The 23,218-nt window shown below is 48.3% G+C and carries 11 protein-coding genes; all 11 read left to right on the top strand.

Annotation, left to right across the window (positions count from 1 at the left end; translation table 11 throughout):
- The first annotated feature begins 1 nt into the window (after nt 1).
- The 11 genes from KP806_RS18245 (at nt 2) to KP806_RS18195 (ending at nt 23,205) form a co-directional block, all read left to right on the top strand.
- Nucleotides 2-253 (top strand): hypothetical protein, encoded by a 252-nt coding sequence (locus KP806_RS18245; RefSeq protein ID WP_224725163.1) that lies wholly within the window; start codon nt 2-4, stop codon nt 251-253.
- Between the two features lie 20 nt (nt 254-273).
- Nucleotides 274-651, top strand: coding sequence for a DUF6463 family protein (locus KP806_RS18240; RefSeq protein ID WP_224725162.1), 378 nt, complete (start codon nt 274-276; stop codon nt 649-651).
- Nucleotides 652-807: 156 nt separating this feature from the next.
- Nucleotides 808-1,173: a DUF2500 domain-containing protein gene (locus KP806_RS18235; RefSeq protein WP_224725252.1), complete on the top strand. Its 366-nt coding sequence runs from the start codon at nt 808-810 to the stop codon at nt 1,171-1,173.
- A gap of 400 nt (nt 1,174-1,573) precedes the next feature.
- Nucleotides 1,574-2,830 carry an ACP S-malonyltransferase gene (fabD, locus tag KP806_RS18230; RefSeq protein WP_224725161.1) on the top strand — a complete coding sequence of 419 codons (1,257 nt, stop codon included), beginning with the start codon at nt 1,574-1,576 and terminating at the stop codon, nt 2,828-2,830.
- Complete coding sequence (locus KP806_RS18225; RefSeq protein ID WP_224725160.1) at nt 2,815-6,225, top strand: type I polyketide synthase; 3,411 nt, start codon at nt 2,815-2,817, stop codon at nt 6,223-6,225. Before fabD ends, KP806_RS18225 begins: the two co-directional genes overlap by 16 nt.
- A gap of 32 nt (nt 6,226-6,257) precedes the next feature.
- Nucleotides 6,258-7,616, top strand: coding sequence for an FAD-binding oxidoreductase (locus tag KP806_RS18220; protein ID WP_224725159.1), 1,359 nt, complete (start codon nt 6,258-6,260; stop codon nt 7,614-7,616).
- 36 nt (nt 7,617-7,652) lie between these two features.
- Nucleotides 7,653-8,777 (top strand): 4-hydroxyphenylpyruvate dioxygenase, encoded by a 1,125-nt coding sequence (gene hppD / locus KP806_RS18215; RefSeq protein WP_224725158.1) that lies wholly within the window; start codon nt 7,653-7,655, stop codon nt 8,775-8,777.
- Nucleotides 8,778-8,795: 18 nt separating this feature from the next.
- A complete protein-coding gene (locus KP806_RS18210; protein ID WP_224725157.1) occupies nt 8,796-9,977 on the top strand; it encodes an aminotransferase-like domain-containing protein in 1,182 nt (393 codons plus the stop codon).
- Between the two features lie 6 nt (nt 9,978-9,983).
- Complete coding sequence (locus tag KP806_RS18205; protein ID WP_224725156.1) at nt 9,984-10,712, top strand: thioesterase II family protein; 729 nt, start codon at nt 9,984-9,986, stop codon at nt 10,710-10,712.
- A complete protein-coding gene (locus KP806_RS18200) occupies nt 10,706-13,105 on the top strand; it encodes a non-ribosomal peptide synthetase (protein WP_224725155.1) in 2,400 nt (799 codons plus the stop codon). Before KP806_RS18205 ends, KP806_RS18200 begins: the two co-directional genes overlap by 7 nt.
- 14 nt (nt 13,106-13,119) lie before the next feature.
- Nucleotides 13,120-23,205 carry a non-ribosomal peptide synthetase gene (locus tag KP806_RS18195; RefSeq protein ID WP_224725154.1) on the top strand — a complete coding sequence of 3,362 codons (10,086 nt, stop codon included), beginning with the start codon at nt 13,120-13,122 and terminating at the stop codon, nt 23,203-23,205.
- Nucleotides 23,206-23,218 lie beyond the last annotated feature (13 nt).

Here is a 23,218-nt window from a genome sequence, read left to right as displayed (position 1 = left end):
AATGAGCAAACGTGTCTCTTTAGCATCCGATCTGGAGAAGCTCTTGCAGCATGCGGATGGCATCCGTACGATTCTGTTCGAAAGGTTAATCCCGCCCGAGGCTGCCGCTCATTTCCGCATGGCGGAGAAGGAGGTCCTCCTCGGCTTGCAGTCCCATCTTGAAGCTGCGGTAAAGCGACTTGATGAAAAGGAGCGGCAGCCGCACTCCAGGGAAACACAAGGAAAATCCGTCGATATTACCATCGACGAATAATTAGGGGGAGGAGAAGCTCAATGCATTCGCAAAAACACAGCGGGTGGATGCTGGAATGGACTTCCTATATCCATATTGCAATCGGGATCCTTGTTTTCTGGCAGCCGCTTGCTGACATCTTCAAGAACGGGGGATGGAATGCGGTCGCGTTTCATTACGATCGTGCTGCCGTTTTCTGGTTTATCTTCTTCGGTATCCTCATGTGGGTGCTCGGCAGGCTCATGCGGTGGCTCATCGCAGACAAAAAGCTCGTCCTACCGAAGGCTCTCGGTTGGCATCTCACGATTGTCGCGACGGCAGGAGCGTTTTGCTTGCCCGTATCCGGCTTTTGGCTCGTCATCCTGCAGGGTATTTACCTGATCCGGGGAGCCTCAAACAGAACGAACCCAAGGACATGAACCTAATTCCTTTTGAATGAACTGGAAATGAAGTGCAACCTTCCAAATACCGGAAACGTTAAGATTAAGTAACATATAGATAAAAAGGTAATTAAGATGGGGGGAGAACGTCTTATGTTTTACTTTGGATCGCCCATGGGCGGTGGCTTTGACATGATGTTTACCATTGTTCCTATTTTGGTAGTGATCGTATTCATAATCGTCATTGTCGGCATCATCACAAACAGCGCACGTTATTTTAAAAATGCAAGGTCGCCGCGCGAATCCGTGTTTGCCAGGGTGGTCGCCAAGCGGATGGAGGTTCGCAACCATTCGAGCCATCACAGCAACGGCAATGGAGGGGTTCACCCCGTGAACTCTTCCAGGACGTATTACTATATCACTCTGGAGTCTGACAACAACGAGCGGAAAGAATACCTCGATGTGAAGAACTTGTACGGTCTTGTTGTTGAAGGAGACGAGGGATATGCAGCCATTCAAGGGGATTGGATCGTCGCGTTTGAGCGAGAAGTAGCTCGATAAGCAGAAAGCATTTGTAAAAAGGTTCCATGGGAAAACATACCCGGGACTAAGGGAATTCCTCAACGATAATGGCTGGAACGGGGCGGCAATTACTATTTAAATAGTCCGCAAGATGCCTTCTTCTCTTCGGAACTTAGTGTTATTATTTGGATGCACATACTTGAGACCACATTTTTGTAAGAATTTCGTAGATGATGATCGAGCCAATCATAGCCCTCAACTTGCAAACAAGGTGGGGGCTGTTTTACGCCTATGATGCGGCGCTAAGCGGCAGAGTGTGCCCGAAAAAGTCAGAAAATTTTGTGATTTAAACGTCGTTTGAGCTTCATTCAATAACTTTGAGGGGGTGGTTCTCCGCAGAAATCGCACTTAAAAAAATGAATGTAAGGAGGACGCGTTATTGATTGCTCTTTTATTTCCGGGTCAAGGTTCCCAATACATAGGGATGGGGAAGAGTCTTGCCGACAAATTTCCTATAGCTAAAAGAACCTTTGAAGAGGCGGATGACGTACTGAAGATCCGTCTGTCTTCATTATGTTTTGAAGGCGAGCTGTTCCAATTAACAAGAACGGAGTATACGCAGCCTGCCGTATTGACAGCAAGTGTAGCCGCATATCGTGTCTATATGGATGAGATAGGGCTTAAACCGGACTTTGCTGCCGGGCATAGCTTGGGGGAATTTTCCGCATTAACCTGCAGCGGAGCGGTTTCGTTCGCTGATACTCTGCAAATTGTGCGTCATCGCGGTCAATTGATGCAAGAAGCGGTTACGAATGGTTTGGGCGTCATGACAGCAATCGGTCAAGCGGATCGTAAGCGAGTCGAGGAGTTATGTGCGCAAATCTCAACAAAGGAGAAGCCGGTTGTCATTGGCTGTTACAATGCTCCGGAACAGCTCGTGTTATCCGGGCATCAAGAGGCCGTTAACGAGGTCGCTTCTGAACTGTTAAAGATTGAGGGAGTAACGGTGAATCCCTTGAATGTGAGCTCGTCTTTCCATAGTCCAATGATGGAGCCTGCTGCCGGCCAGTTTAAAGAAATACTTGCCCAATATCGCTTCGGTTCAGGAGACTACCCTGTGATCTCTAATGTGACTGCGCTTCCACATGAACCGGAGCATCTGATAGATCTGTTGACCCGGCAAATGACTGAACCGGTCCGATGGCAGGAGTCGGTTGAGTATTTACGGCTTCAACATGTGAAGACGGCCATTGAACTAGGGCCTAAGCAAGTGCTGCAAAGCTTAATGAAAAAAAATGCAAGTTCCATCCTGACCGTGTCTTTAGGAGAGACGGAGGATCTTCCAAAGGTAAAGGGAGCGTTCAACCGTGAGGATACCGAGCCTTCTTTCATCGGGAAGTGCTTGGCGATCGCAGCAGCGACAAAAAATCGCAATTGGGATAACGAGGCTTATGTACAAGGTGTAATTGAACCTTATCAAAAGGTGAAGCAGCTCTCCATGCAATTGGATCAAACCAAGCAAGAGCCTACCAGAGAGCAGATGGCAGAAGCGCTATTGATGCTGCGTTCCGTCTTTGAAACCAAAAAAGTGCCGCACAGCGAGCAACAAAAACGGCTGAAGCCATTACTCCGTATGCCTGTCGTCAATGAGTTTGCGCGAATCGAACGGGGGGAATTCACATGGCCAAGCTTTTAAATTTTGATCTAAAAAGCAGTAAAAACAAAACGGAAGCTTCCGGAGCGATCATTCATGAAGTATCGACAAAAGAAATAGCGATCATTGGGATGGCCATGCATTATCCTAAAGCGGCGGACCGGCATGAATTTTGGAGTAATTTGATTCATGAAATAGACTGCTCGGGTGAATTTCCGGAAGAGCGCAGAAGAAACATCGAAGCCTACCTGCGCTTTAAACACGCTAATGATAAGATCAAGTATTTTCGAGGATGTTATCTGGAAGAAATCGATGAATTCGATTTTTCCTTTTTTGGGATCACACCGAAAGAAGCCGAGCTGATGGATCCTAACCAGCGCTTGTTCCTGCAGACGGTTTGGCAGGCGATAGAAGACGCCGGTTATGGCGGTAAAAAGCTGGCCGGATCAAATACTGGCGTGTTTGTGAGCAGTGAAGGCGCCAAGCCGTTAAGCTACCAGACGATCGTCCAGGATGTAGAACCGGAATCGACTTATCTGGCTTACCCGGGGAATTCGGGGCCAATGACGGCAAGCCGCATTTCTTATTTATTAGATTTGCATGGTCCTACGATGCTGATTGATACGTCTTGTTCCTCTTCCCTTAGTGCGATCAATGTTGCGGTTCAAATGCTGCGCAACGGCCAGATGGATCAGGCGATTGTAGGCGCGATTAAGCTCAATTTGCTTCCGGCGGATATCGGATCGCGCGTGGGCATGGAATCATCCGATGGCCGGACGCGAACCTTTGCGGATAACTCGGAGGGAACCACACTCGGCGAAGGCTCTGCCGCTTTGATCTTAAAGCCGTTAAGTAAAGCGATGCGCGATCATGATCATATTTATGCGGTAATTAAAGGCAGCGCATCCAATAACGATGGACGTGCGATCAGCATAACCGCTCCTAATCCGATCACGCAGGAAGCCGTTATTGTAGATGCGTGGAAAGATGCCGGTATTAATCCGGAACACCTCTCTTATATTGAAGCGCATGGGACGGCAACCCAGTTGGGAGACCGGATTGAGATTTCGGCCATTACGAATGCCTTTCGGCGGTACACGGATAAGAAACAATTTTGTGCAATCGGATCAGTCAAAACAAACTATGCCCATACGTATTCGTTGTCCGGCATTACAGGGGTCATTAAAGCGGCGTTAAGCTTACAGCATAAGAAGATTCCCGCCAGCTTGCACTTCCATAAACCTAATCCAAATATTTCGTTTGAAGAATCGCCTGTTTATATCAATGATCAATTGACGGATTGGGAAACGGATGGAATGCCTCGTCTTTGCGGAGTTAGTTCTTTCGGGATGAGCGGAACGAACTGTCACCTTGTGCTGGAAGAGGCTCCACCCAAGAGGGAGGTCGCCGAACGGCAAGGCCCTCGTTTGTTTATGCTCTCTGCCAAGACCGAAACGGCATTACGCGAGCTGCTGACCGGCTATGTGCGTGATCTGACCCGGAAACAGAGTGAACAGGCAAGTCTAAGGGATATTTGTTATACGGCGAGTACGGGAAGAGACCATTATCCGTATCGTATAGCTATGGTTGTCAATGATGTAAGGGACCTTCAAGGCAAGCTTTTGAAATTAGCGAAGAATGGCTGGGAAGAAACGGAGAAAAATGTTTTTTACCGGCATACAACCGAATCTTTTGAAAGCGAACAAGCGAGCCGCTATGTGGAACAAGCTCTTGAAACCGGCAGCGGACAAGAGAGCTTGCTTCTAAGGCTGGCGGACTTCTATGTAAAAGGAGCCTCTATCGATTGGGACAAGCTGTACAGGAAGGAATCCGCATACAAGGTGTCGCTTCCGGCTTATCCCTTTGATCGCGTTCCATGCTGGATTGATATTCCTGATCTGTCGGAAGCCCCATCCAAAACCGTCGAGCTGTCGGGTAGAGAAGATAACAACTACAGCAAAAAAGAGCAGGATGTCGCAGTTGTCTGGCAAAAGATTCTGGGATTAAAAGTGGTGAATATCCATGAAGATTTTTTTGATCTGGGAGGAGACTCCTTTATTGCGATTCAATTTGTGTCGAAGCTCCATGAAAAATATCAAGTGGCTCTAAACGATCTGTTCACCTGCCGGACGATCTATCAGCTTGCTAAACACATCAAAGAGCAATCAGACAGCCCTGAAGTGAAGCTGGAGAAATTAAAGAAGAGCTCACAGCCGCCATCTGCGGTTTCTAAAGAAATGCAGCCATTTATTCAAGAAGAAACCAATAAATATGAGGCGCGATTTAAGGAACTGGAAACGGCAGATCTTACCCGGGTGAAAACCTATTCCGATATTTTCTTGACAGGTGCAACCGGCTATTTAGGCATTCATTTGTTACACGATTTGTTAAAAGAGACAAGCAGTCATCTCCATGTCCTAGTCCGAGGCAAGACGCAAGCAGAAGCTGAGGCGCGGTTAGCGGAGAAATGGAAGTATTATTTCGGATTCACTCCATTTGACCGAAATCGAGTAACCGTGGTAAATGGAGATCTGGTAGAGGACAGGTTCGGGCTGGAAGAGGAACATTATCATTCTCTCGCTGAAACGATCGATTGTATCATCCATTCGGCGGCGATCGTGAAGCATTTTGGCCCTTACTCCGAATTTGAAGAGCTGAATGTAAACGGCACAAAGCGGATCATCCGGTTTGCTCAGGAACATAAACCAAAGGATATCAACTTTATTTCGACTACAGCGGTTTCCAAAGGAAATATGCAGGACCGCAAATGTGTGGTGTTCACGGAATACGACCATGATATCGGTCAAGAAGTAGGCCATCCGTACGGCGAAAGTAAATTAGAAGCGGAAAAGCTGATGGTGGAAGCAAGGAACAAGGGATTCATCTGCAATATTTACAGGGTCGGCAATATTATGGGTCATTCCGAAACGGGCAGATTCCAGGAAAACATAGAGGACAACGGTTTGTATACCATTATTCAGTCTATGGCCAAGATGGGGATTTTCCCTGACAGCAGGCAAGGCGAGATTGATTTTACCTACATCGACTATGTCAGCCGCAGCATCTGTCTGCTGTTTAATCGGGAGCAGTTAAAGAACGAAACTTATCATCTGATGAACATGGATAAAACCAGCTTCTATGAGCTGGGAGAAGCGGCAAAGGCATCCGGTTTATCTGTGAAAACGGCGCCTTATGAGCAATTTATCGATTTTATGAGCGATAACTATACAGATGAACGTTTAGGTCCTTATATTCATAAACTATTGCTTCATTTCGGTTTCTTTGAGGAGCGGGTAGAGGAAGCGCATGCACACGTTGTTATGCTTTCGGACAAGACCGAATGGCTGCTGAAACAATTTGGACTCGTTTGGAGAAGACCGAACCGGGAGCAATTGAAAAAAGTGCTGGAGCATTGTATTGAGGTTCAATTTATCTGATCTGATCGTAACGGGAGGAGAATAGGTAAGCGTTGTTAGAGGATCTGGAGAGAATTGTGCGCGACCCGAAACGAATAAGTACCAGTGCGGCTGTACGTCAGCGGCACAGCCAGGATCTTACTTCTTACCATGCCGAACATTTGCCTGATGTCGTTATCTACCCTAAGGATAAGGAAGAATTAAGAGAAATTATCACTTATGCCAATCAGACAGGGTGCCCCATCGTGCCTTTTGGACTGGGAACAAGCGTAGAAGGACAAGTTGTACCCGTCCAGGGAGGGATCAGCCTGGATTTCACCCATATGAACCGGATTTTAGAGATTAGAGCAGATGATTTTGCCGTGCGGGTGGAACCGGGTGTGACGCGAATGCAGCTTAATCAAGAGCTGAAGAAATACGGACTCTTCTTTCCGATTGATCCGGGAGTAGATGCAACCTTGGGAGGTATGGCGGCGACCAATGCCAGCGGCTGCAGTGCAGTCCGTTACGGCATGACAAGAGATCAAATTTTAGGGATGGAAGCCGTCTTGGCGGACGGTTCATGGATTCGGACCGGGAGCTTGGCCAAAAAGTCTTCGGCAGGTTATCACTTAACCCATCTGCTGGCGGGATCGGAAGGAACGCTCGCCATATTCACTGAGCTTACTTTGCGCGTATACGGGCTTCCGGACACGTTTCTATACGCGACGGCGGTTTTTCCTGATTTGCAAAAAGCTTGCAAGGCTGCGAATCAAATGTTATACCGTTCGATTCAACCCGGTAAGCTCGAGCTGGTGGATGAATATACGCTCCAGGCGATCAATGCCTACAAACAGACGAAATATGAGGAAAAACCGACCTTGTTTTTGGAGCTAAGCGGATGGAAAAGCTCTGTTACGGCGGAATGGGAACGAGTCAAAGAAATTATCCGGGATGAGGGAGCCTGTGGATGGAGCCATACGTTTGATGAAACCATCGGGGATCAATTGTGGGATGCCAGACGGCATGCGGCTCTTGCCATTGCGGCATCTGCACCGGATAAGAAATTAATGACGACGGACGTTTGTGTTCCCTTATCCGTTTTACCGGAAGCCGTAAGCTTTGCCAGGGAAGTCATGCAAGCGGAGAACCTGCAAGGCGCTATTCTTGGACATATTGGCGACGGTAATTATCATGCGGTTTTTCCGATTGATAGGTCTCTTCCCGAGGAAGTGGCGAAAGCGGAAAAAGTAAATAAGCGGATCGTTCGTTTCGCGCTGGAGCGCGGGGGAACCTGTACGGGAGAACACGGCATTGGACTTGGAAAAAAGCAGTATTTAACCGAAGAGCATGGTGATGCCGTGCTGTGGATGAAAAAAATAAAAGAAGTTTTTGATCCGAACCATATTTTGAATCCAGGGAAAATCTTTTGACCGGTAAAGATCAATAGGACAGAGGAGGAGAAAGGGATGAACAATACGAAAGTAGAGCTGAAATCGGAGCAATTCGTGAGCGATGTGTTTCCGATCGAGGATATCGATTATGTGGAAATTTTAGTAGGGAATGCAAGACAAGCGGTCTTCTATTACAGCAAGCTGTTCGGTTTTCGAATTGCCGGCTATAAAGGTCTGGAAACGGGTCATCGTGACGTTTGTTCCTATTTATTGCAGCAAGGCGAGATCAATCTTGTCCTTACTTCCGCCTATGAACCGGAGCATGAAATCGCGAAGTTTGTTCATACGCATGGGGATGGGGTGAAGGATATTGCTTTCCGCGTCAAACAGATCGAGAAGCTCTATCAAACGGCGATTGAAAATGGCGGAATTCCAATCCAGCCGCCTCAGGTCCTGGAAGATGAGTATGGGAAATTGAAACTGGCACGGATCGGCGCTTATGGAGAAATGGTTCATACGTTAGTTGAACGTACGGAATATACGGGATTCTTTTTACCTGACTTTAAGGAGGTCAATCAAAGCGTTTCTTCCTATGACACTTGCTTAACCCGCATTGATCATCTTGCCATTAACGTAGAGAACATGGACAAATGGGCGAAATATTATGCCAAAGTATTCGGTTTCCATTTGTTGAACTCTTTTAATAAAGACGATATAAGCTCCGATACTTCTTCCTTGATGACAAAGGCGATGCAAAATGATACGGAACGGGTGAAATTTCCGATCGTAGAGCCTGCACCAGGTAAAAAGAAATCGCAAGTGCGGGAGTTTCTTGATTATAACCGGGGGGATGGGATCGGTCATATCGCGGTTGAAACGGACGACATTATCAAGTCTGTAGAGAACCTGGAGAAAAACGGGCTTAAATTTCTCTATACTCCGGACGCTTATTATAAGCTGCTGCCTGAACGCGTAGGCGAGATTGATGAATCGGTCGATAGCTTGAACCGGCTTAATATTCTGGTCGACCGGGATGAGGAAGGTTATCTGTTGCAGATCTTTGCTCAACCGATGGAGGATCGTCCGACTCTCTTCTTTGAAGTGATTCAGCGAAAAGGCTCGCGCGGCTTCGGTAACGGGAATATTAAAGCTTTATTTGAAGCGGTGGAGCGTGAGCAATTAAAAAGAGGAAATTTATAGAAGCAGGGAGAGATTCGTATGGCTCAGCGGTTAGCGGCCTGGACGCAGGTGACGAAGCGTTCTGCATTACAAGATATGCTTGAGTTAACTAGCGGTCCGGAATATATCTCTTTTGGCTTGGGTTTGCCGAGTACAGAGTGTTTTCCGGCGGAGCAGCTGGCACGATCAGCGGGTGAAGTGTTACAGCAATCGGATCATCTGCAGTATGGTCCTCCGACGGAACGGCTGAAGCAGCAAATTCAGCGGTTGATGAGTCAACGCGGTGTTCAGTGCAGCACCTCGCAAATCTTCCTCACGGCAGGGGCGCAGCAAGGAATTAACTTGTTGGCACGGCTTTTGCTGGATCCCGGCAGGACGATCTTGGCTGAAGAAGTGACCTATACGGGATTTCTGCAAGTAGTAGAACCTTTTCAACCGCGGATTTTAACGGTACCGACCGATCCGGTCATGGGAATTGATGTGGAACAGGTGGAAATGGTATTGCAGGCGGGGGAGCGTCCGGCTTGTATGTATGTGATTCCCAGCGGTCACAATCCGCTTAGTTATACATTGAGCAGAGAAAAGCGGCAAAAGCTGGCTCAATTGGCGGCGGATTATGAAGTGCCGATTATCGAGGACGATCCCTATGGCTTCTTAGCCTATGAAGATAGTGAGATTCCAGCGGTCAAGTCCTTTCAACCCGATTGGGTCTATTATGTCGGATCCTTTTCCAAAATTCTTGCGCCCGGCTTGAGATTGGGATGGATCGTTGCGGGCGGAGAGATCGTCGAGAAGCTGTCTATCGTTAAGGAAGCGGCTGATATTAATACCGGAACGCTAACGCAGCAGATTACCGCTAACTTCCTTCAAAAAGACGAGTTTACCGATCATCTTCAGCATTTGCGTCGGGAATACCGTTCACGGAGAAATTGTATGATCGATCATTTGTGTACTCAGATGGGGGACTATGCGTCGTGGACCATCCCTTCGAGCGGGTTGTTTATTTGGGTTCGTTTTCCTGAGTCGGTCAATACGATGGAGCTGTTCAGGGAATCGGTCACGACAGAGAAGGTCACCTTTTTCCCGGGCAATGTTTTTGCCGCCACTCAAAGCCAAATGGCTGCTTCGTCGGCCCGTTTGAATTTTTCGTTTAACAACCATGACAAGATTGAAGAAGGAATCGCCCGGTTGTCCCGATTGGTGAAAAGACATAGGAAGTGAATGAGCATGGAACGGAAAATAAGACTATATTGCTTACCCTCCGCCGGGGGAACGGCACAAATCTATCACAGCTGGTTCAAGTATGCGGATCAAGCGATCGAGCTCGTTCCGATTGAGTTTTCGGGACGGGGGAGGCGGCTTCCTCAGCCTTTATTAACGAATATAGCGGATATAGTAGAAGATGTATGCTCCTTGATCCAGCCTGATATCGGGCAGAAGCCTTATATGTTTTTTGGTCATAGTATGGGGAGTTTAATAGCCTACGAGCTTTCAAAAAAGTTCATGCAGAGCGGAAAGCAAGGTCCTTTGCATGTTTTTTTCTCAGGGAGATCCGTTCCGCATCAGCCGGCGAACAAAATACGGCATCATTTACCGGATGAGGAGCTGAAGAAAGAGGTTTTCCAATTTGGAGGGACTCCTAAGGAGCTGCTGGAGGATCCGGATTTTATCCGTATGTTTCTTCCGATCATCCGGGCCGATATGAAAGCGGTAGAAACCTATCGGGCGGAAGAGGAGATGACTCCGTTACCTTGCAACATCTCCATTTTTAATGGAAAAAAGGATCATTTGATTACCGATCTGGAGGAATGGAGGAAATATACCACAAAAGAAATCGAATACCGTTTTTTTGAAGGGGGTCACTTTTATCTTCTCGACCATGCCAAAGAAGTTGTGGATCTCGTCAATCAAAGAGCGCTTGAATGCGTAAGGCAGATGAGGAGGGAATTATGTTAACGACGAAATGCCGGCGCCACACCTTTCGTTTTTCAAGCGAGCTTGTTGAAAAGGTTATTTCGTTTTGCCGGAAAGAACAAATAGAGCTTCAAGTTCCTTTGCTGACAGCCTGGGCCGGTTTATTTTACCGCTATACGGGACTGGAACGGATCGTTGTTGGAATCATGAGGGAAGGAGAGCAGGACAAGGCGGTTCCGTTAGCTATCGATTTTTCAGAGATAAATTTCTTTCGCATCCAAGTAAAAGCGGTTCAGAGTCTATTAAAAAACGGTTTTTTTGATCGGGATGAAACGACCTCTGCATTTACATGTTCCGCTCTTCCTTCTCTTGGGGGTCTGCAGGTAAAAAGTACGGTTACGCTGGAAATAAAGCGAGCGGGGACAGAATGGACGGGGGCGCTGCTCTATTCTGAACATGATTGTGAAGAAGCTGCGATTACACGGATGTCAGGACATTTGCGGCAGTTATTCGCGGGTTATCTGAATCAACCGGAAATCCCGATCGACCGGATTCCACTGCTTACCAAGCAAGAATCTGCGCAGATGCTGCTTGAATGGAATAGCGCCAGAACGAAGCCGGCGGAAAATCCATGTATTCCGCATTGGTTCGAGGCACAAGTCAGGCGGACTCCATATGCAGAGGCTATCGTCCATGGCAAAGATAGGCTCACTTATGCAGAACTGGATCAACGCGCGAACCGGGTAGCCAATTATTTATTGCAAAAAGGGATGGGTCCGGAAACCTTGATTGGCGTTCATATGGAACGGTCGATGGACATGGCGGCCGCCATTCTGGGGATTTTGAAAGCCGGAGGGGCGTATGTCCCAATGGACCCTGCGTATGCGTCGGAGCGGCTCTCCGTGATCCTGGAGGATGCGAAAGCTCCCCTATTATTAACCCAAGAGTTATTGGCGCAATCCTTTGCCGGGCGTGATATAGAAGTGGTTTGCCTGGACCGGGACCGGGATGCCATTCGGGAGGCAGGAAGCCAGGCTCCCCGTCTTGCGGCACCGATTCAAGGGAATCGTTTGGCGTATGTCATTTATACCTCCGGCTCTACCGGGAAACCGAAAGGCGTTGCCGTAGAGCACAGCAGCGTCATTGCTTTAATGCAATGGGCTCAAGAAGTCTATACGGCGGAGGAGATGGCCGGTGTATTGGGCTCTACTTCGATTAATTTTGATTTGTCCGTTTTTGAAATGTTTGTCACCTGGAGTATGGGCGGAAAATTGATTTTAGCCGAAAATGCTTTACAGCTCCCTCATCTGCCGGCCGCCGGCGAAGTCACCTTAATCAATACCGTGCCGTCGGCGATCAGAGAATTGGTAAGAATGAAGGCGATTCCTGCTGCCGTGCGGACGGTGAATTTGGCAGGTGAACCGTTAAAGCGCGCACTTGTGGAACAAATCTATGAAGCAGCAACGGTGGAGAAGATAATCAATCTGTATGGACCTTCAGAAGACACAACCTATTCTACTTATAGCTTTGTAGATCGCGGGCCGGAGCTGCCCGTTTTTATCGGCCGCCCCATTCACAATACACAAGCTTACGTACTGGATAAACACCTGCAGCCTGTTCCGGTCGGAGTGCCGGGAGAGCTGTATTTGGGCGGAGCCGGTTTGGCGCGCGGGTATTGGAAGCGGGAAGAGCTTACGAAAGAAAAATTTATTCCGAATAGTTGGAGCAGCCGGCCGAATGAACGATTATATCGCACAGGCGACCTGGTCCGGTATATGGCAGACGGCAATCTGGAGTACTTGGGCCGGATGGATCACCAAATTAAAATACGAGGATTCCGGATTGAGTTAGGAGATATTGAAGCGGCCTGCATGAAACATCCTGATGTGCAGGAAGCGGTGGTCGCTGCTAAGGAATTTAACTCGGCCGATGATCTGCGGTTAGTCGCCTATTTTACGGCTAAGAAGGAACATTCACAATTGGAAAGAGATTTAAGAATTTATTTGCAGCAAAAATTACCTGACTATATGATTCCGTCTTATTTTGTAATGCTGGAACAAATCCCATTAACGGCTAATGGAAAAATAGATCGCGGGGCTCTGCCTCAGCCTAAGATTATTCAACCATCTTATGTTGCTCCACGGAATGAGATAGAAGAGAAATTGGCTGCGATTTGGCGTGACGTTTTACAGCTGGAATCGGTGGGGGTAGAGGATCCATTTTTAGCCGTAGGCGGCCAATCGATATTGGCGGCACAAATCCTTGTAAGGATGCGTTCGGAGTTTCAAATCGAATTGACTCAGCGGACGGTATTTGAAGCCTCAACGATTGCCGAGCAGGCGCAAGTCATAGCGGAAGCGCGGAAGCAAGGGATAAAAGCGACCTCCAATGTCATCGTCTCCCGAAGCCGGGTGGCACGTCATCTTCAAGGATAAGGAGCAGCAAAAAAATGAACGAACAACATCAGCAATATTATGTATTTCCAGCGTCGGATGTGCAGCAAAGCCAATGGTTTTTCCGTGAAATGGCTCCCGATAGCCCCTTATACAATCTGCCTTATTTGATCCGTATGCAAGGTGCGTTAGATAGAAACGCCTTGGAAAAAAGCTTGCAGGCCGTTGTGGACCGGCATGAAGCGCTTAGAACTTCATTCCGTATGGAGCAGGATCAACTGGTTCAGGTCATTGCTCTCGAACGATCGATCTCCCTCCCGGTCTCCCGCATCGATCCTTCAACCCGCATGGATCAAGAAAGCTGGATTCAAGCTTGGGCTTTGGCGGAATCCAGCCGGTTGTTTGATTTGCAAAACGGTCCTTTGCTTCGAGTACACCTCCTGGAAGTATCGCAGGATGAGCATTTTCTAGCCATTACGATGCACCATAGTATTACGGACGGCTGGTCCATGGCTGTCCTTATTAAAGAATGGCAGGCATTTTATCGCCATCTTGTGGAAGACCAGCCGCTCGGCCTGGCTGAACTATCGCTTCAATATGCTGATTTTACGGAGTGGCAAAGAGAAAGATACGAATCAGGCAAATGGGCGGAACAGCTCGCATACTGGAAGCGGCAATTGCAAGGCAGCCCGGCAACCTTGTCCTTGCCCACAGATAAACCCCGCCCGCCCGTGCAAGCCTATCAAGGAGCTTCGTATTCCTTTTCTATTAGCCCGGAACTGAAAGAGGCCGCGGCAGGCTTCAGCAGAGAGGAAGGCGTCACGTTATTTATGACTTTATTCGCGGCGTACCAAACGCTGCTGTATCGATATTCAGGACAGGACGATCTTGTGGTAGGGACCCCGATCGCGGGCCGAAATCAAGCTGGAATGGAAAATTTGATTGGTTTCGTGGCAAATACGTTAGCGCTGCGGAGCCGAATTGGAGAAGGCTGGTCATTCAGGCAATTGGTCGAGCACATTCGTCAGGTGACGTTAGACGCCTATGATCGTCAAGAAGTTCCGTTCGACAAAGTGGTCGATGAATTGCAGCTTGAGCGGAGTGCTGCCCATTCGCCTCTATTTCAAGTGATGTTTGTTTTGCAAAATATTCCGGTTACGGCATGGGAGCTGCCAGGCGTCACCTGTACCCCGGTTTCGCTTCATAACCGGACGGCAAAGTTTGATTTGACATTGACTATAGCGGAAGAGGCGGACGGATTAACAGGCTTTTTTGAATATAATACGGATCTCTATCGGGAAGAGACGATTCGGCGCATGGCCGGTCATTTCGAACGATTGCTTCAGCATGGAATAGAAGCACCGGATCAACTGCTGACTCGTTTACAGATGGTCACAATAGAGGAAACAGCGCAAGAAGCCGCACAAATGAAGCAAAATAAACGTGATTTTGATACGGAACATGCGATTCACCAATTATTTGAGAAACGGGCCGCCCGTACGCCTCATGCCGCTGCCGTTGTCTTTGAGGAGAAATCCTATACCTACCAGGAACTGAATGAAAGAGCCAATCAATTGGCTCATGAGCTGGTACAACGAGGGATCGGTGCAAATTCGCTTGTGGGGATTTGTATGGAGCGTTCTTTGGAGCTGATTGTTGCGATTATAGGCGTCTTAAAAGCAGGAGGGGCTTACGTTCCGCTGGACCCGAAGATTCCGTCCGACCGGTTGCAATTTATTCTGGAGGATTCACAGGTTAAGGCCTTATTGACTCAGAGCGAAGTGAGCCAAAGCTGGCCGTCGCTGACAGTAACACCGATTCATCTGGATACGGATTGGGAACCTGTCAGCCGGCAAAGCAAGGATAATCTGGAGCTGCCGGCGTCCGCCCTTCAACTCGCTTATGTCATTTATACTTCAGGGACAACAGGCAAGCCTAAAGGCGTATTGGTAAACCATGGCAATGTGACGCGTTTGTTTGCCGCTACGGAAGCATGGTATCGGTTTACGGGTCGCGATGTGTGGACGCTTTATCATTCGTATGCCTTTGATTTTTCGGTGTGGGAAATTTGGGGGGCTCTGTTATACGGCGGAAAATTAGTGATTGTTCCGTTCTGGATCAGCCGTTCTCCGGAGGATTATTACCGATTGCTTGAGCAGGAGCAAGTGACCGTGTTAAACCAGACGCCGTCTGCTTTCCGGCAATTGATTGCCATGGTCGGCACAGCTCCGGCCGGCCGGAAGTTAACCTCATTGCGCTATGTCATCTTCGGCGGAGAAGCGCTGGATCTTCAAGGCTTGCGCCCTTGGTTTGAGCGGTATGGAGATCAAACGCCGCAGCTGGTCAATATGTACGGCATCACGGAAACGACGGTTCATGTGACCTATCGCCCGATTGCCTCGGCGGATCTGGAAGAAGGGAAAGGAAATGTTATCGGCATCCCGATTCCCGATTTGCAAGTTTACGTATTGGATCGGCATCTGCAGCCTGTACCTAAGGGAGTAGTAGGCGAAATGTATGTAGGCGGAGCAGGTGTCGCTCCCGGGTACTTGCGGCGGCCCGAATTAACGTCCGAACGCTTTATAACCAATGAAGCCGGAGAACGGCTCTATAAGACAGGCGACTTGGCCCGTTATTTGCCAAGCGGCGAGCTGGAATACCATGGACGAATGGATCATCAAGTGAAAATCCGCGGTTTCCGTATCGAGCTGGGAGAAATTGAGTCGGTCTTGGGCCAATATCCGGGCATTCGCGAAGCAGCTGCAGCCGTGAAGGAAGACCGGCAGGCTGGAAACCGGATTATCGCTTATGTGGTAGGGGAAAAGGCCGGATTATCCGGTGGTAAGGATGATCTGCGCCGTTATTTACAGGAGCGGCTGCCTGATTATATGATACCTGCGGCATTCGTTGAAGTAAGCGCCATTCCGCTCAACCATAATGGAAAAGTGGATTATTCTGCTTTGCCGGCGCCTGATTTTACAAATGTCCCAGGAAATTATGCGGCTCCCCGCACGGAGCTGGAAAAGAAATTAGCCGCAATCTGGGAGCAGGTGCTGCAGGTACAGCCGATTGGAGCGGACGATAATTTCTTTGAAGCAGGCGGAGACTCCATTTTAAGCATTCGGATTTTAGGTGAAGTGAGAAAGCTGGGTTATTCCCTGACGGTGCAGGATCTATTTCGTTTCCAGACTATTCGCGAATTAGCTCCTGTAATTGAAAGTTCTAAAAGGATGGAAGATCGCTTGTCTGTAACCGCACCGTTCCAGCTGATCACGGAGGAGGACCGTACCCGTTTGCCTTCGGGAGTTATCGATGCTTATCCATTGACCAAGCTCCAGGAGGGGATGTTGTTTCACAGCAGCTATCAGCAGGATTCGATGACTTATCTCAATGTTTCTTCGTACCATCTGAAGGCTCCTTTTCATCGGCAAGCATGGGAACAAGCGATTGCCAGCTTAATGAACGATCATTCCGTATTACGTACTTCGTTTGATTTAACCGGTTATACCGGGCCTCTACAGCTGGTACATGAAGAGGTGGAGCTGCCTTTTGAAGTAACGGATTTACGCCATCTGTCATCATCGCAGCAAGAGCAATGGCTGGCAGACTGGAAGGAAAAGAAAGAAACGGCTTCCTTCGACTGGACAAAAGCTCCGTTGTTTAAAATCGTGATTCATCTTCGCTCGGAGGAGACCTTTCAGTTCACATGCATAGAACACCATGCGATATTGGACGGCTGGAGCGTGGCATCCTTATTTGACGAGGTATTCCGTCTTTATGTCACCTTCATTAATCACAAAGTGAAAACGGGACAGGCGCCGCAAGCTGAATTTCGTGATTATGTGGCGATGGAAGAAGAGGCACTACGGTGTGAGGAGCATCGGCGTTTTTGGAAAGAGCAAGTATCAGCTCACCCGTTCCATGAGCTGCCCCGTTGGCACAAAGCTAAAACGGAGCAGCGGCACCAAATCCGTGAACAGGGAGTCGAGATTCCGCTAGCTATATCTGATTCGGTGAAGCAGCTTGCCAACCGGTTGAAAGTGCCATTAAAGAGTATTTTGCTCGCAGCCCATTTCCGAGTGCTGCAGATGGCGAGCGGACAGCCAGAGGTTATTTCAGGCGTACCGTTTAACGGACGAACGGAAGGCCATGACGGCGAACGAACGCTGGGGCTTTTCCTCAATGCCTTGCCGTTTGGGGTTGCCATGTCCGGTGGAACCTGGACGGAGCTCATTCATCAAATTTTTGAACAAGAACAATCCTATTTGCGTTATCGTCGTTATCCTTTGGCGCAAATTCAACAGGATTCGGGCGGAAGCCCTTTATATGAAGTGATCTTTAACTATACAAATTTTCATATTCTTGATTCCTTGCAGGATTTGGACGATTTCCATGTGCTGGAGTTTTCCGAGAGAACCTATAATAACTTTGCAATGTCGGTGGAGTTCAGATTAGACCGGTCGGATCATCTGCAATTATTATTGCAGTGGGATGAAGCCCAGTTTTGTGAAGAACAAATGGCTTTGATATCCGGTTATTACCGGAAGGCATTGGAGTCCGTTGTTCAAGCTCCTATGGCACGTTATGAAGATCAGGACTTATTGACGGAAGTGGAAAAAAGTCGGATTTTAACGGTATTTAACCCGCCGGAGTCCGAGGACGAGTCGGCTGTTTTGCGGTCCAGGACCATCCATCAATGGTTTGATGAGCAAGCGGCAAAAACGCCCGATCAAATCGCCGTCGTTTATGAAGGAAAGCAGCTGACTTACCGGGAGTTAAATGAAGAAGCGAATCGATTGGCTCACAGGTTACGCGCAAAAGGGGTTGGGCGAGAATCCATTGTAGGCATTATGGTGGAACGCTCCATCGAGATGGCTGTTGGAACGCTGGCTATTTTAAAGGCTGGGGGGACTTACTTGCCTATCGATCCCGGGTATCCTGCCGAGCGAATTGAATATGTACTTGAGGACAGCCGGGCATCCTTGCTATTAACCAAACAAGAATGGATCGGGCGTTTCCATTATTCAGGCGAAGTGATTGATTTGTGCGATCCGTCAGGGGAGACAAACGATCCGCAGAGTTTACCGCATGTGAACGATCCGTCGGATTTGGCTTATATCATTTATACATCGGGTTCAACAGGAAAACCAAAAGGGGTGATGGTCGAGCACCGCAACGTGCTTCGTCTAGTCATCCATCAGGATTTTATTGATTTTAATCCAGGTTACCGCCTGCTGATGACAGGTAACTTTGCCTTTGATATTTCCACCCTGGAAATTTGGGGACCGTTATTAAACGGGTTAACTCTCTATTTGCTAAGTAAAGAGAAGCTGCTTGATCCCGAACAAATCGAGCGTGAATTAGCAGACCATCAAATTGATATCGTCCATCTGGTATCTCCTTTGTTCAGTCAATTATCGCAAGGGAATCCGGAAATGTTCTCCACGGTACGGACGTTATTGGTGGGTGGGGACGTCGTATCGGCAAGCCATGTCAATTTGGTGAGAAAGCATTGTCCGAAGCTGAAGGTGATCCATTCGTACGGGCCGACGGAAAATACGACGTTTTCGACAACCTATCTTGTCAATCGCGATTTTGATTCCACTCTTCCTATCGGTAAACCGCTGCGGCACTCCACCGCTTATGTCGTTGATCCAAAGACAGAGCTGCTCCGTCCGGTCGGCGTACCTGGCGAACTATGGGTTGGAGGAGAGGGCGTTGCCAGAGGATATTTCAATCAGCCTGAGATGACAAAAGAGAAGTTTATCGAGAGCCCGTTCCAGACAGGGGAAAAAATATATAAAACAGGCGATCAAGCCAGGTGGCTTTTTGACGGTACGCTTGAGTTTCTTGGACGGATCGATCAGCAGGTCAAAATCCGGGGTTACCGGGTGGAGCTTAGCGAGATCGAGTACTGTTTATTACAGCTGGACAAAGTAAAAGAAGCGGTAGTCATCGCTAGAGAAGATCAGCAGGATAAATATTTGTGTGCTTATGTGATTGGATCGGAGCCATTATCCGTGTCCGATCTGCGTGAGCATGCCGCCGAGTCCTTGCCTGATTTTATGATCCCAAGTTATTTTATACAGCTGGAACAAATTCCGCTGACGGCGCATGGCAAAGTCGACCGCAAGCAGCTGCCGGCACCGCAAGCCGGAGGTTATCTTGAACAAGAGCCGACCGCGCCGCGCAATGAATGGGAGACCAAGCTGGCCGCCGTATGGCAAGAAGTATTGGGGCTGGAGCGTATTAGCGTCCGGGAATCGTTTTTTGCGCTGGGCGGTCATTCCTTGAAAGCTACCATTCTTGTCAGTAAATTGCGCAAGGAATTACAAGTGGAAATAGAGATCAAACATATTTTTACGTATCAGACGGTAGAAAAACTGGCTCAGTTTCTGATGCAAGCGGAGGTACGGCAGCACCGGTCCATTCCGGCCGTTGAGCCGCAAGAGTACTATCCGGCATCCTCGGCACAGAGACGAATGTTCACCCTGGATAAGATTGTAGAAAACAAACGGCTGTATAACATTCCTATTGCCGTTCGGATCACGGGGCAATTAGACCGGCAGCGTTTCCGGGAAAGCTGGCAAACGCTGGTCGGTCGGCACGAAGCATTACGAACAGGCTTCGGGCTGGTTAACGGAGAAGTTATGCAAAAGGTACATCCGGCCGTTCCGTTCACCGTCGATTTCATTCCGGTTTCATCTGAAGCCGATGAAAATTTTTGGCTGCATCAGCTGGTCAATAAAACGTTTAGCCTGGAACAAGCGCCGCTCTTTCAAGCAACCGTTCTGGAACGTACGGCAATGGACTTCGTTCTTGTCATGAATATGCATCATATTATTTCGGATGAAACCTCGATTGGAGTTATCCTTCGTGAGCTCATGGCGGTCTATGAAGGACGTCCGTTACCGGAGCCAAACATCCAATACAAAGATTATGCAGCCTGGCATAATCGGCTGCTGCAATCAGAAGCCATGAAGCAGCAGGAATCCTATTGGGTGAGCCAATTTACAGATGAGGTTCCCGTTCTGCAGTTGCCGACAGACTTCGTGCGTCCTGCCGTTCAACAATTCGACGGAGATTCCGTATCGTTCGCTGCAGATCCTTCTGTCATGACCGACTTAAGGAAGCTGACACAATATACGGGCACGACAAACTATATGGTTCTGCTGGCAGCCTTTAATGTACTGGTGGCAAAATACAGCCGTCAAGAGGATGTGATCGTAGGTACTCCCATCGCCGGCCGAACGCACGCAGATGTAGAGAATATGGTCGGAATGCTTGTCAATACATTGGCTATTCGTACGAAACCGTGCAGCGACAAAACCTTTTTGCAGTACGTAGGCGAGGTAAAATCAAAAGCATTAGAGGCGTACAGCCATCAAGATTATCCGTTCGATTATTTGGTCGATCACTTAAAAGTAAAACGGGATCTCAGCAGAAATCCGTTATTCGACGTCATGTTTTCGATGGAGTATCCGGATATTCCACAAAGCGGCAGCGAGGAAATCCGGTTTGAGCCTTATGAGACACCTTATCCGTTAGCCAAGTTTGACCTAAGTTTATATGCGCAAGAAACCGATGAACAGCTCCGGTTTACTTTCCAATATGCAGCAGGGTTGTTTACAAAAGAAACGATAGAGCTCATGGCCGTACACTATCTGCGAATTCTTCAATCGGTCATCGCTCAGCCAGAGAAGAGTTTGGCGAGTATCCCGATGGTAACCGATAGGGAGAAACAACAGATTCTCTTCGAACTCAATGAGACGGAGGCCGCGGCTCCGGCCGACCGGACCATTCATCAGTTATTCGAAGAACAGGTGCGCCGAACACCCAATCAGATAGCTGTTGTTCATCGTGAAACCAGCTTAACCTATCATCAAGTAAATGAACGGGCCAATCAGTTGGCTTGGCAGCTTCGTCACGAGGGAGTAACGGCCAATACGATCGTGGGATTGATGGTAGAGAGATCGGTTGAAGTGATTGTCGGCATTCTGGGAATTTTAAAAGCAGGCGGAGCTTACGTCCCGGTCGATCCGGAGCTCCCGCCGAAACGAGTCAGCTATTTATTGAACAACAGCGGCGCACATGTGTTGGTTACACAAAGCGGCTTGCCGGATCAAATCGATTACAAGGGGAAGAGGATCGATATTCATGATTCTGCGCTTTCTAAACAGCCAACCACGAATCCGGAGAGCGGGAATCAGCCGGACGATTTGATGTATGTCATCTATACATCCGGCAGTACGGGTAATCCAAAAGGCGTGATGATCGAGCATCGGAGTATGGTCAACTATGTCACTTGGTTTACGGAGATGGCGAAGCTAACCGCTGACGATCGTACGATCCTGCTTTCCTCCTATGCCTTTGACCTGGGCTATACCAGCTTATATTCCTCTTTATTAAACGGATGTGTGCTTCATATCGCCGATAAAGATTTGGTGCGGGTTCCAGAGGCTTTATTAGCCTACTTGGGCGACTATCAAATTAGTTTTATCAAAGGGACACCTTCGCTGTTTCGCATGATGCGGCATGCCTCTCCCGATCAATGGCGTAAAGCATGTGAAACCCTGCGGTTAGTGGTGCTTGGCGGCGAATCCATGAATGCGGAGGAAATGAGAAGCTTCCTTCAAACGTATCCCCATGTTCAAGTCATGAATCATTATGGACCGACGGAAACCTGCGTCGGCGCAATGGCAGGGTTTGTAGATCCGGAGCAATTAGCCGATCGAATCAACGTACCGGTCGGAACACCTATTCATAATAATAAAATATACATTTTGGATTCGGAATTTCAGGTTGTACCCGCAGGGGTGACTGGCGAATTATTTATCTCGGGAGCAGGGCTCGCGAGAGGTTATCTCTATCGTCCGGAGCTGACGGAAGAGAGATTTTTAACTAATCCTTTTGTGGAAGGGGAGCGACTCTACCGTACCGGGGATATCGTCCGGTTACTGCCGGATCGAAGAGTCGAATTCCTTGGCCGTGCCGATCATCAGGTGAAAATCCGGGGTTATCGGGTTGAGCTTGAAGAAATCGAAAGTCATTTGCTTCTTCACCCGTCGATTCATCAAGCGGCGGTCATCTGCAAAGACAATCAATCGCTTATCGCCTATATCGTCACGGCGGAAGAGCTTACCCTAACTGCGCTGCGGGATTATTTGGCGGATAAGGTACCGGATTATATGATTCCGGCACAATTTGCGGTATTGGATCGGATCCCGCTTACGCCAAATGGGAAAGTCGACCGGCGAGCTTTACCTGAAGCAGAAGGATTAGCATGGGAAGCCCGGCATACAACGCCGCTCGATCAAATCGAACAAGATCTCGTACGAATCTGGGAGCAGGTGCTCGGGATTAAAGGTGTAGGAACGCAGGATAACTTCTTTGATATCGGCGGAAACTCGTTGTCATTGATCCGGCTGCATAGTCTCATTGAACCCCTGTATGCCGGTGTAACGGTGATCAACTTGTTTGCTTACCCGTCGATTTCAAAATTGGCAGCGTATATTCGTCAAACCATCTACCAAGATCAAAAATCTGAAGTACGAGCCATTCCATATCCTGAAGACTTCTTCGCGGCGGACAAAGGATTAAAAGGTGTCTTGCATTTCACCATTGAAGATGAATGGTTCGCGTCCATTGGAGATGCTGCCGAAAGCATGCAGCTTCATCTATCGGAGTTCATGCTGGCTTTGTTTCTCTATCTGCAAGCCGAGCTTACGGAGCAAGAGCAAATCACGATTCCGGCTATTACAGACTGGAACGGCAAGATCCATTTCGTAACGATTGATTTACGCAAGATTGAGAAGCTTCCGGACCTGTTCCGAATCGTACAAGATCAGGTGAAAGAAGCGGCGTCACCGAATGATCCGTTAATCGATCCGGCGTCAATGCAAATCGTGAAGGATGAACATGAATTGCTCCCTGGATTTATGCGTAAAAGCGCTTCTGCTTCAGAAATGACATTCGCTGAGAAGTGTGACCTGCTTCTTGTGCTTCACGAGCATCCAACCCATCTGTATGTGGAGTGTATGTACAATGCTCGTTTGAACAAAGCAAAAATACTGGAAATGATGCAGCAATATGTGCAAATCATTCAATCCTTAGCGGAGCAGCTTGAACCGAGTAAAGGATAAATGCCGAGGCAAT

The organism is Paenibacillus vietnamensis, from assembly GCF_020169515.1.
GTDB lineage: Bacteria > Bacillota > Bacilli > Paenibacillales > Paenibacillaceae > Pristimantibacillus > Pristimantibacillus vietnamensis.
Note: the sequence above shows the minus strand (reverse complement) of the source record. Positions and strands in the feature narration are given on the sequence as shown.

Bases quoted from the DNA above. Each gene is read 5' to 3' on its own strand.
- KP806_RS18245 (WP_224725163.1), top strand. From the start codon at position 2: ATGAGCAAACGTGTCTCTTTAGCATCCGATCTGGAGAAGCTCTTGCAG.
- KP806_RS18195 (WP_224725154.1), top strand. From the start codon at position 13,120: ATGAACGAACAACATCAGCAATATTATGTATTTCCAGCGTCGGATGTG.
- KP806_RS18200 (WP_224725155.1), top strand. From the start codon at position 10,706: ATGTTAACGACGAAATGCCGGCGCCACACCTTTCGTTTTTCAAGCGAG.
- KP806_RS18210 (WP_224725157.1), top strand. From the start codon at position 8,796: ATGGCTCAGCGGTTAGCGGCCTGGACGCAGGTGACGAAGCGTTCTGCA.
- KP806_RS18240 (WP_224725162.1), top strand. From the start codon at position 274: ATGCATTCGCAAAAACACAGCGGGTGGATGCTGGAATGGACTTCCTAT.
- KP806_RS18235 (WP_224725252.1), top strand. From the start codon at position 808: ATGTTTACCATTGTTCCTATTTTGGTAGTGATCGTATTCATAATCGTC.
- KP806_RS18225 (WP_224725160.1), top strand. From the start codon at position 2,815: ATGGCCAAGCTTTTAAATTTTGATCTAAAAAGCAGTAAAAACAAAACG.
- hppD (WP_224725158.1), top strand. From the start codon at position 7,653: ATGAACAATACGAAAGTAGAGCTGAAATCGGAGCAATTCGTGAGCGAT.
- KP806_RS18205 (WP_224725156.1), top strand. From the start codon at position 9,984: ATGGAACGGAAAATAAGACTATATTGCTTACCCTCCGCCGGGGGAACG.